Consider the following 15,917-nt stretch of genomic DNA (forward strand, 5'->3'; position numbering starts at 1 on the left):
GCAGGGCGAAGGGGGCACGCGATGGAACTGGGCTTCGAGACGATTGGAAACGCCACGCTCATCTGCCACGACCACGGTCCGGTGCTGGTGACCGACCCGTGGACGGACGGCAGCGCGTACTTCGGGAGTTGGACGCTGTCGCATGAGATTCCGGCGGCGCAGCGCGAGGCCATCCAGGCCTGTCCCTACGTGTGGCTGTCTCATGGCCACCCGGACCACCTGAGCATGGAATCGCTGGACGCGCTGCGCTCGCGCACGCTGCTGGTGCCCAACCATTTCGGCAACCGCATGCGCGATGACCTGCGCGGGCAGGGCTTCAAGGTGCACGTGCTGGCGGACCGGGTGTGGACGCAGCTGTCACCGCGCATCCGCGTCATGTGCCTGCCGGACGTGAACCAGGACGCCGTCCTGCTGGTGGACATGGACGGGCGGCTGCTGGTCAACCTCAACGACGCTGGGGACCGCGGGGCCGGCCACTTCGTGCGCAAGGTGGTCAGCGGGTATCAGGAGTCGTATCTCCTGGCCCTGTCCGGGTACGGCGACGCGGACATGATCAACTTCTTCACCGAGGACGGGCAGCGCATCGCGCCCCATGCCGCGGCGAAGACGCCCGTGGGACGGACCATTGCCCGGCAGGCGGAGTTCTATGGGGTGCGCTACTTCGTCCCCTTCAGCTCCATGCACAAGTACCAGCGGGCCGACAGCGTCTGGGCCTCCGAGTACACCACCCGGCTGGAGGACTACGGCCGGGGCTTCGAGTCGCGCACCTGCTCGCTGCTGCCCGCGTTCATCCGCCACGACTTCATCCGCGGTCAGACGGAGCGCATCCAGCCCCCGGAGCGCGTCCTGCGCCCGGTGGACCCCAAGGCCTTCGGCGACGACTGGAGCGATTCACTGGAAACGGACGAGGTGACGGCGCTCACCACCTACTTCCTCGGCGTGGAGCACCTGGGGCGCACGCTCGACTTCCTTCGCTTCCGCGTGGGAGGCCGGGAGCACGTCATCGAATTCCAGAAGCGCCGCTTCCGCCGGGGCATCACCTTCGAGGTGCCACGCGGCTCGCTGATGTCGGCCGTGCGCTACCAGGTCTTCGACGACCTGCTCATCGGCAACTTCATGAAGACGACGCTGCACGGCGACTTCGGCGCGGGGCGGCTCTACCCGGACTTCAGTCCCTATGTGGCCAAGTACGCGGACAACGGGCAGGCGCGCACGCGCAACGAGCTGCGGACCTATTTCGCGGACTACCGCAAGCGCGACCCGCTGGGCTTCCTGCGAGCCAAGGTGGAGACGCATTGCGTGCGGCCCCTGCAAACGCAGTCCGCGGAGCTGCTGCGCATGCTGCTGCCCCAGGACTCGCGGGGCTACCGTGCCGCAAAGGAGACCTTCTGGCGGGTCCGGCGCGCCCTGCTCTAGAGGTACGGCGACAGCAGCCGCGCCAGCCCATCCCGCAGGCGGATGGGCAGGGCGCGCGCGTCCACCTGCTCCAACGTGAGGGGCCGTGCGTTGCGCAGCCGCGCGGCCACCACGCCCTCCAGTTGCGTGGCCAACGCGGCGTCGTAGCACTCCACGTTGAACTCGAAGTTGAGCCGCAGCGAGCGCGGGTCCCAGTTGGCCGAGCCGATGAGCGACCACACGCCATCCACCACCATCAGCTTCGTGTGGTCGAAGGGCGGGGCGGTGAGGAAGATGCGGCAGCCCGGCCGCAGCACCTGCCACAGCTGCGCCCAGGTGGCCCACTGCACCAGCGGAAGATTGCCCTTCTCGGGAAGGAGGATGTCCACCTGGACGCCGCGCAGCGCCGCCACGCTCAGCGCGGTGATGAGCGCCGTATCCGGGAGGAAGTAGGGCGTGACGATGCGTACCGACGTCCGCGCCGTGGCCAGGGCCCCCAGCAGCACCGTGCGCAGCGTCTCGAAGTCCTCGTCCGGGCCGTCCGCGATGCCCCGCGCGAGCACGGTGCCCGCTTCGGCGAGCGGCGGGAACCAGGCCTCACCTGTCAGCCGCTCGCGCGTGGTGAAGGCCCAGTCCTCCGCGAAGGTCTCCTGGAGTTGCCCCACCAGCGGTCCTTCGACGCGGAAGTGCAGGTCCACGGCGGCATGTTCGCCGGGCCAGAAGGCCTTGCGGATGTTCATGCCACCCGTGAAGCCCACGCGCCCGTCCACCACCATCAGCTTGCGGTGGTTGCGCAGGTTGGCGAAGGGCAGCCGGTAGGGCATCAGCGACGGCAGGAAGCGCGCGGTGCGGACGCCGGCTCGCCGCAGCCGGCCCAGGATGGGCGGCCACGTGTAGCGCGAGCCCACCGCGTCCACCAGCACCCGCACCTCCACGCCCCGCTTCACCGCCGCGCTCAGCGCCTCCACGAAGCGCCGGCCCGCCACGTCATTGTCGAAGATGTAGCTGCACAGCGACAGCGTCGTGCGCGCCGCGTCAATCGCCTCCAGCATGGCGGGGTAGGCGTCCCGGCGGGACTCCAGCACGGTGAAGCGGTTGCCCGGCAGCAGCGGCCGTCCCACCACCGCGTCCCCCAGCCGCACCAGGGGTGCCAGGGGGGCGGCCTCGGGGTGGGGGCCGCTCACCATCTCCGCCTTCATGGGAGCCACCTGGAACAGCGGCGGAAAGCGGCCGTGCTCTTGTTTCAGCATCAAAGACCGTGCCCGGCGCCGGATGCGGTTGATGCCCAGCAGGACGTACAGCACTCCGCCCAGCACCGGCACCAGCCACGCCAGCCCCACCCACCCCACCGCGGCGCGCACGTCCCGCTTGTGCAGCACCGCATGGGCGCTGGCCACCACGCTGATGAGCACGGTCAGCGCCGCCACCACGTGGGGCCAGGCCACCTCCAACCACGCGGGGATGTCGAACAGGTGCATAGCGAACGGCGGGGTCCTCCTGTTCCGCCTATCACGCCCGCATGGATCGCGCAGTCCTCAGCGCCTCCGGGCGTCGGGAATCAACCCCCCGCGGCCGTCATCCCCCGTGTGCCGGCGCTGGCTGATTGAATCCGGCCCTGCTGCGGTGAGAGGGGTGACGCAGGCTGTCTGGGAATGCATCTTGCCAATGTCTGGCGCTTTGCAACGGGTGGTTTCTCCCCGGGCGCAGCGGACCTGACCCACGAGGCAGGTGACCGATAAACAGACAGCACTGTCTGGCTTGGATGCGACTGCCTCGACAGCCACGTCGCGGCGGAGACGGGCACCAGCCACGGCGGCCTGGGAGGCCACCGCGAACGTCAACTTCACCCACGTGACCGCGCAGGACGGGTCCTGCGCCGCTTCGAACAACAACGTGCTCTTCGACGTGCGTCCGGTGAACTCGGGCGGCCAGTCCCTGGCCACCCTGGACAAGCAGGGCGCTCGCGCGCTGTACCCGCAGTCCCGCGATGCAGGACCGCCGCCCTGGCCGCGCCGTGAGGCCCGGTCAGGAGGGCGCGCTGGCTGGAGGGCACCCTTTGCTCGGGCGGGCGCCTTCCGGCCTCATCGTGTTCGCCTGGGGCCCGTCGTCAGGACGGCGCGCCGATGCCCATCTCGTCGCCCGCGCGTTGCGACTCGAAGAAGATGAGCGTCTTCACGTGGTCCGCGTCCTCGATGTCCAGGCACTCCAGCTCGCCGCTCTCGCTCTCGTCCGCGTAGATGTGGTCGGGCTTGAGGATGCGGTGGGTGACCTCTCCGCCCGGCCGGCCCACGATGATTTCCACGGAGCCCTGGTCGCTCCCCTTCGACTCGAGGGCAATCTCCACCAGCGGCAGCCTGCCGGCGAGCGGCTGGTCGCCGAAGTCGGTGCTCTCCGTCTCGATGCGCACCCAGTGGTCGCGCTCCAGGTTGCTCAACAAGGCGAGGTAGTCCCCCCAGCCTTCCCTGGGTATCTCCCGAGTGTGATGCATGTGTCTGCCCTCCGGATTCCGTTGCTCAGCAAAACCGTAAGGCTTGTGCGTACGGGGTGTGGAACGGGCCTGCTTCCCTGGCACCTCGGCTGGCCGGAAGGCGCGCGGCTACACCCGCCGCGCCTGGACCTCGCCGGCCTCCAACGTCAGCCGGAGCGTGCCGTCGTTGCCCGGGTGGCCAAAGTGCTCGTAGGCGGCCCGCTCCAACAAGGGGGCGAGCGTGGTGCGCAGCCCTCGCGCGCCCGTCTCCCGCTTGAGCGCGCGGGCGACCACGAACTCCCGCACCTCGGTGTCCACCTGCAGGCGCAGCCCTTCCTGCTCGAACTCGCGCTCGTAGGCACGCAGCACGTTGTGCTGGAGGATGTCGCCCAGGGTGCCCGCGTCCAGGGGCGAGAAGGAGACCAGCCGGTTGAAGCGGCCAATGAGCTCCGGGATGAAGCCGTAGCGCGCGAAGGCGGTGGTCTGTTCCAACTGCTCCTCCGTCACTCGCGTGGCGATGCTCTCCGCCCGCGCCGGGAGCGGTTCGCGGCCGAAGCCCAGGTGTTCGCTCCGGGCCAGCCCCTCCGCGGTGGCACCCAGGCCACTGAAGGCGCCGCACGCGATGAAGGTGACGCAGGCCAGCTCCATGGTGTCGGGCCGCTGGCGGCTGGTGAAGCCGAAGTCGGGCGGGAAGTCCGCGCTGGGGGCGGACAGCATGTGCAGCAGGCTGCGCTGCACGCCGAAGCCGCTGACGTCCTTCGTGGTCTGCTGGCCGGCGAAGCGACTGTCGGAGCGGCTGGTGGCGAGCTTGTCGAACTCGTCCATGCACACCACGCCGCAGCCGGCCCAGGCCGCGTCCCGGTCCGCGGCTTCGTACAGGCGCGACAGCAGCGTGCTCACGTCGTCGCCCACGTAGCCCGTTTCGGAGAACTGCGTGGCGTCCGCCAGCACGGTGGGCACGGCGAGGATTTCGCGGAACAGCAGCTCCACGAGGAACGTCTTCCCCGAGCCGGTGGGCCCCAGGAAGAGGCAGTTCTCCCGCATGCCCGGTTCGGGGGCGAGCCCCTCCAGGAACAGGTGACGGATGCGGCGCAGGTGCCGGTACGCCAGCACGGATGCCGCGCGGCGCGCCTCCGTCTGCCCCCGGTAGCCCAGGTCCGACAACCGCTCGTCGATTTCGCGGGGAGAGAGGACCTCGATGGCGGCGACGCGCGCGCGCACGTCCGCGTCAGGCGATTCGGGCAGCGGCTCCAGGCCAGGGTGGGTGATGCTCATTCCAGGGGACTCCAATCAGGGGCGGGTGGCCGCAGGCGGGCGCATCATCCTGGCGGGGCGCGGGGCCGACAAGGCGGGCCGCGCGCCTGCTTACGGCCGTCTTCCAGCCCGGGGTGGCGTCACGAACATCGTCGGCCGGTTCCCATTCCTTCCGGGTGCCATGCCTACCCGTGAACATCCGCCGCGCGGCGGGCGCGTCCGGCCACACGGAGTGCTCCTCAAGGGCAGGGGTGACGCATTACAGGGACATGCCCATGGGTCCAGCGGATGAGTCTCGGGCAGCGCGGTCGAAGGCCCCTCTCGTGGGGGCGTGGGTGGAGGCGGACGGGCGGGTGCGGTGGCGTGTCTGGGCGCCCGGCCACCAGCGCGTGGAGGTGGTGCTGCACGACGCGCAGGGCAATCCCGGCCGCGTCTTGCCGATGACGCCGGAGCCCGGCGATTGCTTCGGCGCGGTGCTGGAAGGGCAGGGCGCGGGGCTTCGCTACAAGCTGCGCGTGGACGGCGAAGGCCCCTTCCCGGACCCGTGGTCGCGTTCGCAGCCCCAGGGCGTGCATGGGCCGTCCGAAGTGGTGGTGTCCGACTTCGCCTGGACGGACGCGGGCTGGAAGGGCGTGGCGCCGCAGGCGCTGGTCATCTACGAGGTGCACGTGGGCACGGCCACGCCCGAAGGCACCTTCGAGTCGCTCATCCCGCGTCTGGCCGGCCTCAAGGAGCTGGGCATCACCGCGCTGGAGCTGATGCCGGTGGCGTCCTTCCCGGGACGCCGCAACTGGGGCTACGACGGCGTGAATCTGTTCGCGCCCCAGTGGGCCTACGGCGGCCCGGAGGGGCTGCGCCGGTTGGTGGACGCCGCGCACGCGCACGGGCTCGCGGTGCTGATGGACGCCGTCTACAACCACTTCGGACCGGATGGGAATTACCTGCGGGTGTATTCGCCGCACTACTTCACCGGACGCCACCACACGCCGTGGGGCGACGCGGTGAACTACGACGGCGAAGGCAGCGCCCACGCGCGGAGCCAGGTGCTGGCCAACGTGGAGATGTGGATTGCCGACTACCACCTGGACGGCCTGCGCCTGGACGCCGCGCACGCCATCATCGACGACGGCACGCCGCACCTGCTCACCGAAGTCGCCGAGCGGGCGCGGGCCTGCGCGCCGGGCCGGCAGGTGCATGTCATCGCCGAGGACGAGCGCAACGAGCGGCGCCTGATGCGCCCCGCGTCGGAGGGCGGCCTGGGGCTGGACGGCGTGTGGGCGGATGACTTCCACCACCAGCTGCGCCGCGCCTTCGCGGGGGACAACGAGGGCTACTACCAGGACTACACGGGCAACACGGAAGACCTGGCGCGCACGCTGAACCAGGGCTGGTTCTACGAAGGGCAGGTGTCGAAGAACCTGGGCCATGCGCGAGGCACGAAGGCGGATGGGCTGGAGCCCTGGCGCTTCGTCCACTGCATCCAGAACCATGACCAGGTGGGCAACCGTGCTTTCGGCGAGCGGCTGGGGCACGACGTGAGCCCCGCGGCCTTCCGCGCCATGAGTGGTCTGCTGCTGCTGTCCCCCTACACGCCCATGCTCTTCATGGGGCAGGAGTGGAACGCCAGCACGCGCTTCCTCTACTTCACCGAGCACAACGCGGAGCTGGGCAGGCTCGTCACGGAGGGCCGGCGAAAGGAGTTCGCCGGCTTCGCGCGCTTCGCGGGCGCGGCGGTGCCGGACCCGCAAGCGGAGGACACCTTCACCCGCTCCCAACTGGACTGGGCGGAGGCGGAGAAGCCAGGGCATGCGGGCGTGCGAGCGCTCTACCGGGAGCTGCTCCGTCTGCGCGCGTCGGAGCCCGCCCTGCGCGAGACGGGACGGGGTTCCTATGCGGCCCAGGCCCTGGGGCCGGACGCCCTGGTGCTCGAACGGCGTGGGGGCGGCCAGCGCCTGCAGGTGTTGCTCAGCCTGCGCGGCGCGCTGGATTATCCGGTGCCCGCCGGCTCGGCGCTGGTGCTGTGGACTGAAGACGCTTGCTTCGGCGGTTCCGAAAAATTGCAGCCATTGAAGCAAGACACCGTGCGGTTGAATGGTTCGGCTCTGGCTGTGATAAGACTTCCCGCCAAAGACTGAGAAACGCGCCGTGTTTCATTGCATGTATCGCCGCAGGGCGAGCGGGCATGGCTGAAAACATGCTCAATAAATGTCGTGGGAATTCCATATCGACTCAAAGGGTATTGGGGCCCGCAGTCCGTCGTTGAGTCGGTAACACCTCTGGCCGCTCCTGGAGAAAGCCTCCGCGCGCAAGCGTGGGTGCCTCCTTCCGGACGGCCCGGGAAATGGAAGTCCACGCGCCGCGGGGGGAACGCGGCGCTCCGGAAAGGCTCTTGGCCGCTCCGATGTGTCGCGGAAGCTCGCGGCCTCACTTGAGGTAGTCACTTGAATCGACAGCACTTGACTTCGTCCCTGGGGGGATGGAAGCGCTTCCGCACGTCTGTCACCGCGTTCTCGCTGGCCGTCGGCGCGTTCGCGACGCCCGCGCTGGCCGCCGGAGGCTTCGTCTCCGCCACCGCCAGCTCCTATGACGCTCCCACCCCTCCCTCGATGGCGGTGGACGGCAACAAGGCCACGCGCTGGTCGGCCTCGGGCGCGGGCCAGTGGATTCGCGGCGACATGGGGTCGGTGAAGCCGCTGAACGGCCTGGACATCGCCTGGTTCCGTGGCAACGAGCGCATCAACCTCTTCGACGTCGCCACGTCGACGGACGGGACCACGTTCACCCGCGTCTTCGTGGGCATCTCCTCCGGGAAGACGGCTGACTTCGACCGCGTCACCTTCCCCACGGTGAACGCCCGCTACGTGCGCGTCACCTTCTACGGCAGCACCCAGACGACCTGGGGCAGCATCACGGACATGGCGGCCCTCTCCGGCGCCACCATCCCGGACCCGGAGCCGGAGAATCCGGACCCGGAGAATCCGGACCCGGAGAATCCGGACCCCGGCCCGGGCGCCACGCAGGACAAGTTCGGCGTGACGATGATCTACCCGACCAAGTCGGGCGGCGAGCAGTGGTTCCTGGCGGACAACGCGACGTCCGACAAGCGCTTTGACCCGCAGAACACCATCACGCGCAACTCGGACGGCTCCTGGAAGATGAAGAACAGCAAGGTGCGCATGTCCGTCTTCACGTCCACGGGCTACAGCGCATCCAAGATTCCCACGTATGACCGCGACGTGCTGGCCAGCCGAGGCTACATGCAGGCGGCGAACGACTGGCGGAACGTGGAGATGACGGGCTTCATCAAGGTCAACTCCACGTCCGACGTCTCGGACAACTTCGCCTGGTACGCGCGTGGCGGTAAGCACAACGACAACCACTCGGGCTGCGAGGGCAGCGCCTACAAGGGCTCGCTGCACTATGACGGCCGGGTCCGCTGGCAGAAGGAGACGTGGCACGTCTCGTACGAGCAGGCGGCGTACAAGTCCGGCACGTCCGCGCTCCGCGGCCGCTGGGTGGGCTTCAAGTCGGTGATGCGCAACACCAAGGTCAACGGCAAGGACGCCGTGCGCCTGGAGATGTACCTCAACGAGAACGCCGACAAGAAGACCTGGAAGAAGGTCTACGACATGGTGGACTCCGGTAGCTGGGGTGGCGACGCCAGCCACTGCGGCGGCGGGGTGAACGCCATGCCCATCAGCTGGGGCGGCCCCATCGCGGTCTTCCGCTGGGACAGCGCCACCGACGTGGACTTCAAGTGGATGTCCGTGCGCGAAATCCCCGCGGAGCAGTGAGCGGCTGACGGCAGTTGGCGCCCCGCCCCGGTACTCCCAGGAGTGCCGGGGTGGGGCGTTTTCAGCGCATCCGATGGGGGCCATCAACGCCATCCGGCCTCCTGGTGGATTCCCACGGTCGACAGGGGCCCCTCTCCCGTGTTCTGGATTCGGCCCGATATGGCCATGAACGTCCAGACCGCCACCGACACGTCCGACCGCATCTGGGAGCAGGAAATCCTCCCCGCGCTCGAGCGCTACATCCGTATCCCCAACAAGTCGCCCGCCTTCGACCCGGACTGGGTCCGCTCCGGCCACATGGAGGCCGCCGCTCAGCTCGTCGCGGACTGGTGCCTCGCGCAGGCCCAGCACCTGCCCGGCCTGGTGCTGGAGGTGGTGCGCCTCAAGGACGAGAAGGGCCGCGAGCGCACGCCGGTCATCTACATGGAGGTGCCCGGGACGAAGGGTGACGACACCGTCCTCTTGTACGGCCACCTGGACAAGCAGCCGGAGATGACGGGCTGGCGCGAGGGCCTGACGCCGTGGACGCCGGTGCGCGAGGGCGACAAGCTCTACGGGCGCGGCGGCGCGGATGACGGCTACTCCGCCTTCGCGTCGCTCACCGCCATCCGCCTGCTGCGCGAGCAGGGCCTGCCGCACGCGCGCTGCGTGGTGCTCATTGAGGCGTGCGAGGAGAGCGGCAGCTACGACTTGCCGGCCTACATCGAGGCGCTGGCGCCGCGCATCGGTAAGCCGTCGCTGGTGGTGTGTCTGGATTCCGGCTGCGCCAACTACGAGCAGCTGTGGATGACCACGTCGCTGCGCGGCATGGTGGCCGGCAACCTGCGGGTGGACGTGCTCACGGAGGGCGTGCACTCCGGGGACGCGAGCGGAATCGTCCCGTCGTCCTTCCGCGTGCTCCGGCAGGTGCTGTCTCGCGTGGAGGAGGAGGGCACGGGCAAGGTGCTGGTGGAGGCCCTGCACACGCAGATTCCGGAGGCGCGGCGCGAACAGGCCCGCGCGGCGGCCAAGGTGCTGGGTGAGGAGGTCTTCACCAAGTTCCCCTGGGTGCCCGGCATCCGCCCCGTGTCGGACGACGGCGCGGAGCTGGTGCTCAACCGGACGTGGCGTCCGGCGCTGTCCGTGACGGGCGTGGACGGCATGCCGGCGCTCAACAGCGCGGGCAACGTGCTGCGGCCCTTCACCACGGTGAAGCTGTCCATGCGCATCCCGCCGCGCGTGGACCCCAAGGCGGCCATGGAGGCGCTGACACAGGCGCTGGTGAAGGACCCGCCGTACGGCGCGACGGTGACGTTCGAGGGTGAGAAGTCCAGCACCGGCTGGGACGCGCCGCCGCTGGCCACCTGGCTGTCGAGCGCGGTGGAGTCCGCGTCCGCCACCTACTTCGGCCGGCCGGCCATGGCCATGGGCGAGGGCGGCACCATCCCCTTCATGGGCATGCTGGGCGAGCGCTTCCCGGAGGCGCAGTTCCTCATCACCGGCCTGCTGGGCCCGGGCAGCAACGCCCACGGTCCCAACGAGTTCCTCCACATCCCCACGGGCAAGAAGCTCACCTGCTGCGTGGCCAGCGTCATCGCCGACCACTTCAAGCGGTAGGCGGCTTCCGCCGGGCCCGCTTCCCAGGCTGGGGGGCGGGCGCTTCGTCCAGCGCCTCGGCGGTGAGGCGCACGGTGCGGCGGTCCTTCGCCAATGACAGACGCACGCCTCATTGAGGCGCCTCTGTCGTGCCCGGTGCCGGCGTTCTGGTAGGAGACAGCGCTGTCCTCCATCCGAAAGGTCAGGTCCGACGATGAAACTCTATTTCAACCCCAGAAGCCGCGCGGTCATTGCCAAGTGGATGCTGGATGAGTGCGGCGCGCAGTATGAAATCGTCCCCATCGACTTCGAGAAGAAGGAGAACAAGTCGCCTGAGTTCTTGAAAATCAACCCCGCTGGGAAGTTGCCAGCCTTGGTGGACGGAGACACGCGGCTGTTCGAGAGCGCGGCCATCTGTCTTTATCTGGCGGAGAAATTCCCGGACGCGCAGCTCGCGCCGAAGCCGGGTGACAAGGACCGGGGGCGCTTCCTGTCGTTGATGGTGTACTCCACGTCGCAGTTGGAGCCCGCCATGGGTGACCACCTGATGAAGCTGCCGACGGGGCCCGCGCGGGGCTGGACGGACTTCGAGACGGTGCTGAACGTCGTCGAGGGCGAACTGGGACAGGGTCCCTACCTGTTCGGTGAGCGCTTCACCGCGGCGGACGTGATGGTGGGTTCGATGTTCATCTGGATGCGCATCTTCGGCAGCCAGACGGGGCGTCCCGCGCTGGAGGCCTACATCGAACGGCTGCTGGCCCGCCCGAAGGGCATGAAGCTGGGCTGAGCGGCGCCTCGCGCGAGGTCGAAGGCCCGGACCTTCCGATGGGGGACGTGTCCGGGCCTCCTGGCGGCCCAGGTGGGCCCGTGCGTCAGTCCAGAACGCCGATGGTCTTCGCGCGCGTGACGGCGGTGCCCACGCTGACGTAGCCCTTGTACCAGGACGTGTCCTTCGTCCCCAGCTTGTCCTGCTGGAGGTGCGCGTGGGGACCGGTGGAGTTGCCGGTGCCGCCGATGTTGCCCACCTGGCAGCGGTCACACGTGCGGTTGCGGGAGTCCGCCGTCTTGATGAAGTGCCACTGACGGAACGTCCAGCCGCTCGCCCAGGCGTGGCGCGCCTCGTTCTGGTTTCCGCTGCCGCTGCCGTTGCAGACGACGCCGGTGGTGCGGATGGTCACCGCCCAGTAGACGGAGCCCACCACGCCCGTCTCCGCGCCCCAGTAGTTGCAACGGCCGCCCGCGCCGATGTCCACCGCGCCGTGGAACGTGCCGCTGCTGTAGTTGGTCAGGGCCGTCACCGAGCCGGTGTGGGTGCCCTTGACGGTGTGTGCCGTCACGGACGCGGGGATGAGCGCCAGCGCGGCCAGCGCGGCCAGGGAGTTCTTCCAGGTGCTGCTACGCATGAGGTGTTCCTTTCAATGGACTGCCTGTCACGGAGCCTGCTGCAACCGCTGCTTCTCCCTCAGGAGCAGGCTCCACTCCTGAAGGCCCATGCCGAGAACCTGAATCCACGCGTCGGCCTCCTGCGCCAGGCGCGGGTCCATGGCGCGCAGGCGTTGGAGGTCGGGAATCGCGCCCTCGAAGCCGAGCTGCGCGACGCTCTGGAGCAGCGCCTTGCGCACGCCGTCGTCCGTCTCCTCGCGGTACATGGCGAGCAGGGACTCGCGGGCGCCCTGCATCTGCTCCGCCGGGACGCCGCCCAGCGCGTTGACGGCGGCCTTGCGCACGCTCGCGTCATCGCTGCGCAGCAGGGACGTGATGCGGTCCGCGGACTCGGCGCTGATTTTCTCCGTGGAGAGGTTGTCCAGGATGCGCGCCGTCACCGCCGGGTCCGTGGAGGCCACCGCGGCCGTCACCGCCGTGTCCGCCGCCGGGCCGTACTGGCCGGCGTACACGTGTGCGTTGTCCTCGATGAGGTTGGTCGCCGCCTCCTGCCGCACCTGGGGCGACTCGTCCCGCACCATGCGCTCGTACAAATCACCGGTGCGCTCCAGCGCGCCGGTGCGCCGCATGGCCCGCAGCGTGGCGGCGCGCACGGCCGGGTCCGCGTCGTGCAACGCGCGCTGTGCCACCACGTCCATGGACTGGGTGTCTGCTTCACGTTCCGCGCGGGCCACCAGCGCCGCCGCCAGGTGTTCGGCCATGACGGGCTCTGTCTCCCGCGCGAAGGCGTCGCGCAGCTCCGCGTCCGGCAGCGTGACGGCGGCCTCGCGCAGCAGGGTGCGCAGGTAGCGCTGGTAGGACGGTGAGCCGGAGCCCAGTCCGCGGCGGATGTCATCCATCAGCCCGCGCACGGAGCAGGTGCTGGCCCGGAGCGCGGGCCGCGCGTCGGCGGAGGCCGCGTGCGCGTTGGTGGACAGCAGGGGGAAGAGGGGCAGCGTGAGCAGAAGGCAGAGGCGTTTCATGGAAGCTCCCGTGCTCAGTCGTGACCGACGAGACAGCCGAAGGGGTCCTGGTCGGGCAGGCTGTTCCAGAGCCGGACGAAGTCGTGGAGCCCGCTCGCGTAGAGCTGTTCGAAAATCTGGTAGATGGGCTGGAAGCGCGGGTCGGCCATCGCCATGTTGGCCATGACGGGCAGGGCCTCGCGGCCGGATGCGCGCGCGGCGAAGCGGAAGAGGGCCCACCGCACGCACGTCTCCTTCTCCCGGGCGAAGGCCTGGGCGAACAGCTCCAGCACCTGCTGGTTGTCTCCGGAGATGGAGAGGTTGTGCGCGGCGGCCTCGCGTCCGTCCGGGCTGCCCTCCTGCGTGAGCACCTTCGCGTACTGCGCGCGGGTGCGCTCATCCAGCACGGGCGTGGCGTGCATGGGCGTGGACAGCGCCAGGTAGCGAATCTGCTCGTCGGGGGACTCGGTGCCGATGGTGAGCAGCGCGTCCATGTAGGGCGCGGCGTTGCCCTTCGCCTCGAAGTCGCGCTTCATGACGCGGGCGATGGTGCGCGTGGCGGCCCAGCCCGCCTCGCCGGAGACGGGGTCCTTCGCGAAGGACGTCAGGGTGTCCAGCGCCGCGGGCTCGAAGCGCTTCTGTGTGTCCAGCGCGGACAGGAGGCCCGCGCGCCGTCCGCCGTCGAGCGTGGCGTCCATGCCCTGCGCCAGCAGTTGGGTGGCCACCTGGGCGTGGTGCACCGCCTCCGAGCCACGCAGCGCCGTCAGGAGGACGTCGAACTCGTCGGGCCCCGCGGTGCGCGCCCAGGACAGCACCTCGCTCGCTCGGCCCGGGTCCTGGCCAATCAGCTCCGTCAGGCGCCCTGCCAGGTAGTCCGCGACCAGCGAATCCCCCGACGCGAGCAGCGGCGCGGCCCACGCGCGGAAGTTCTCCAGCGTCACCGCCGCGTCGAAGCGCTCCAACTCGCGCCAGCACACGGCATCGTCGAAGCGAGGGGGCGGCGGCTCTTCGTCGTGCGTCCCACCCGCGCCCGCGCGCCCGCCGTGGTCTCGCCCGCCGGATGCGGCTTCGCGGGACGCCGCGGCGGTGCCGCCGGCTTCGGCATCGGACGACGCGCCATCGCCGCCACGCGACGACAGCAGCGCCACGCCTCCCACGAGCAAGGCCGCGCCCGCGAGCCACGCCAGCGCCTTGGGCACGCGACGGCCCGGAGCGGGAGCGGAGGAACGGTGGAGGGATTCTGGAGTCATGGCGCCTGGGCCTGTGAGGGGGTCCAATCCCCCTGAGGGCCCAGCGCGCGCGCCGTCTCAGAAAATCATTTCGCGCGGATTTTCCCGCGCGAGGCTCAGCGGCCCGTCTTGATGCCCAGGCCGCCGCCCTGGCCGGAATTGGAGGGCCGCTTCGCCCCGGCGGCCGGCGTGCCCGGGACGGACTTGCCGCCTCCGGCGCGCCGCAGCTCCAGGCGCAGCTCCTCGTCCGTGGCGGACACCTGCCGTGTCACGGGCTCGTAGCCGTTGAGGGCCAGTGTCACCGACACCGGGGCGGCCCCGGCCTCCAGCTCCAGGCGCAGCGGTGTCTCGCCACGCTCCTCGCCGTTGACGCTCACCCGGGCTCCAGGGGGCTCGGTGATGACGGGCAGCTTCACGTGGCGCACCGGCTCGCGGTCCATGCGTGGAGGCGGCTGCACTTCAGGCGCGATTTCCGGCTGGTGCGGCACGGCCACTTCCACCGGCGGACGGACCGGGGTGGCGTCCGCGGGCGAGCGGAAGAAGACGATGCCCGCGCCCGCGATGAGCAGGCCCAGCCCCGCCGTGGCCACTGGGAGCCAGGGAATGCGCCGGGCCGGCTCCGGAGGGGGGCGGGCCAGGGGCGCGGTGCCTCGCGTCTTCTCTTTCGGCTGCGGCGCGGCGGCGGTCTGCCGCGAGCGCGTCCCGGGGACGGCGCCATGGGGGGAGCCGCGCATGGCCCGCGACGCGGAGGAACGCCCCGCGGGGCCCATCAGCCCCGGCACGCCGCTGAGCGACGAGTTGGAGCGCGAGTCCAGGTCCGCGTCCTCCGCGAGCTGGTCCAGCTTCGCCGGGTCCGTCTCATGGGCGATGCGGTCCGCGTAGAGCTCCCGCAGGAAGGCGGCCAGGTGCGCACTGCTGGAGGGCAGCCGCAGGTTGAGCGCGTAGTCCTCCAGCGCCAGCCGGAAGGCGCCGCAGTCCGGGTAGCGCTGGTCCGGCGAGGGCGCCAGGGCCTTGAGCACCACTTCATCCAGGCCCGGCGGCAGGCGCGGGTTGAGCTGCGACGGCCGCGGCACCTGGCAGTCCTTCACCAGCCGCAGCGTCATCATGTCCGACTCGCCCTTGAAGAGGCGCTTGCCGGTGAGCAGCTCCCACATGACGACGCCCAGCGCGAACAAGTCACTGCGCGCGTCGATGGAGAGCCCGCTGGCCTGCTCCGGGGACATGTACGGGTACTTGCCCTTGAGGACGCCGGTGGCCGTGTTCTGGCTGCTGGTGGCCGCCTTCGCCACGCCGAAGTCGATGACCTTCACCCCGCCGTCGAAGCCGACCAGGATGTTCTGCGGCGACACGTCGCGGTGCACCAGTCGCAGCGGCTTGCCCTGGGCGTCACGCGCCTGGTGCGCGTAGTCGAGCCCGGCGGCCGCGTCCGCGATGATGCGGAGGATGAGTCCCACCGGCAGCGCCTTGCCCTGCGCGCGGGACGTCTTGTCCAGGCGGCGCACGTCGTCGCCCTGCACGTACTCCATCGCCAGGCAGTGGCGGCCCTCAATCTCTGTCAGGTCGAGGATGGTGATGAGGTTCGGGTGCGTCAGGCGCGCTACGAGCCCCGCCTCGTCCAGGAACATGGAGAGGAACTCATCATCCTCCGCGAGGTGGGGAAGGATGAGCTTGAGGACGACAAGTCGCTCGAACCCCGTCCCATGTTCGCGGGCCAGAAACACCTGACCCATTCCCCCAGAGGCAATCTTGCGTAGCAGCTCGTACTTACCGAATGGCACAGCCATGTGTGCCCACCAGGATATCGCTCTTTCTTAGCTCG

General features: G+C 69.8%; 12 protein-coding genes. 5 read left to right on the forward strand and 7 right to left on the reverse strand.

What is annotated here, in order from left to right:
- Positions 1-21: 21 nt before the first annotated feature.
- On the forward strand, positions 22-1,416 hold the full coding sequence (locus F8M74_RS22305; RefSeq protein WP_141258945.1) for an MBL fold metallo-hydrolase: 1,395 nt from the start codon (positions 22-24) through the stop codon (positions 1,414-1,416).
- On the opposite strand, the gene F8M74_RS22310 is transcribed toward F8M74_RS22305, so the two are convergent.
- The 3 genes from F8M74_RS22310 to F8M74_RS22320 all read right to left on the reverse strand — a co-directional run bounded on the left by F8M74_RS22310 (position 1,413) and on the right by F8M74_RS22320 (position 5,137).
- On the reverse strand, positions 1,413-2,873 hold the full coding sequence (locus tag F8M74_RS22310) for a phospholipase D-like domain-containing protein (RefSeq protein WP_141279686.1): 1,461 nt from the start codon (positions 2,871-2,873) through the stop codon (positions 1,413-1,415). The genes F8M74_RS22305 and F8M74_RS22310 overlap by 4 nt on opposite strands.
- A gap of 629 nt (positions 2,874-3,502) precedes the next feature.
- A complete protein-coding gene (locus F8M74_RS22315; RefSeq protein WP_171410087.1) occupies positions 3,503-3,883 on the reverse strand; it encodes a DUF5335 family protein in 381 nt (126 codons plus the stop codon).
- Between the two features lie 108 nt (positions 3,884-3,991).
- Positions 3,992-5,137 (reverse strand): AAA family ATPase, encoded by a 1,146-nt coding sequence (locus F8M74_RS22320; RefSeq protein ID WP_163884534.1) that lies wholly within the window; start codon positions 5,135-5,137, stop codon positions 3,992-3,994.
- A 248-nt stretch (positions 5,138-5,385) separates the two neighbouring features.
- On the opposite strand from F8M74_RS22320, the gene treZ reads away from it, so the two are divergent.
- The 4 genes from treZ to F8M74_RS22340 all read left to right on the forward strand — a co-directional run bounded on the left by treZ (position 5,386) and on the right by F8M74_RS22340 (position 11,272).
- Positions 5,386-7,251: a malto-oligosyltrehalose trehalohydrolase gene (gene treZ, locus F8M74_RS22325; RefSeq protein WP_141257280.1), complete on the forward strand. Its 1,866-nt coding sequence runs from the start codon at positions 5,386-5,388 to the stop codon at positions 7,249-7,251.
- A 306-nt stretch (positions 7,252-7,557) separates the two neighbouring features.
- A complete protein-coding gene (locus tag F8M74_RS22330; RefSeq protein WP_141257279.1) occupies positions 7,558-8,910 on the forward strand; it encodes a discoidin domain-containing protein in 1,353 nt (450 codons plus the stop codon).
- A gap of 159 nt (positions 8,911-9,069) precedes the next feature.
- Complete coding sequence (locus tag F8M74_RS22335; RefSeq protein ID WP_171410086.1) at positions 9,070-10,506, forward strand: M20 family metallopeptidase; 1,437 nt, start codon at positions 9,070-9,072, stop codon at positions 10,504-10,506.
- 193 nt (positions 10,507-10,699) lie between these two features.
- Entirely contained in the window at positions 10,700-11,272 is a 573-nt protein-coding gene (locus F8M74_RS22340) for a glutathione S-transferase family protein (RefSeq protein WP_141257278.1), read from the forward strand.
- 85 nt (positions 11,273-11,357) lie between these two features.
- On the opposite strand, the gene F8M74_RS22345 is transcribed toward F8M74_RS22340, so the two are convergent.
- The 4 genes from F8M74_RS22345 to F8M74_RS22360 all read right to left on the reverse strand — a co-directional run bounded on the left by F8M74_RS22345 (position 11,358) and on the right by F8M74_RS22360 (position 15,882).
- Positions 11,358-11,888, reverse strand: a complete 531-nt coding sequence (locus F8M74_RS22345; RefSeq protein WP_141257277.1) for a hypothetical protein — start codon at positions 11,886-11,888, stop codon at positions 11,358-11,360.
- 27 nt (positions 11,889-11,915) lie between these two features.
- Complete coding sequence (locus F8M74_RS22350) at positions 11,916-12,890, reverse strand: HEAT repeat domain-containing protein (protein WP_141257276.1); 975 nt, start codon at positions 12,888-12,890, stop codon at positions 11,916-11,918.
- A gap of 14 nt (positions 12,891-12,904) precedes the next feature.
- Positions 12,905-14,119 (reverse strand): hypothetical protein, encoded by a 1,215-nt coding sequence (locus F8M74_RS22355; protein ID WP_228560548.1) that lies wholly within the window; start codon positions 14,117-14,119, stop codon positions 12,905-12,907.
- A 95-nt stretch (positions 14,120-14,214) separates the two neighbouring features.
- Complete coding sequence (locus F8M74_RS22360) at positions 14,215-15,882, reverse strand: serine/threonine-protein kinase (protein WP_141257274.1); 1,668 nt, start codon at positions 15,880-15,882, stop codon at positions 14,215-14,217.
- Positions 15,883-15,917: the final 35 nt, after the last annotated feature.

The sequence above is a fragment of the Myxococcus sp. CA023 genome (assembly GCF_010998615.1).
GTDB lineage: Bacteria > Myxococcota > Myxococcia > Myxococcales > Myxococcaceae > Myxococcus.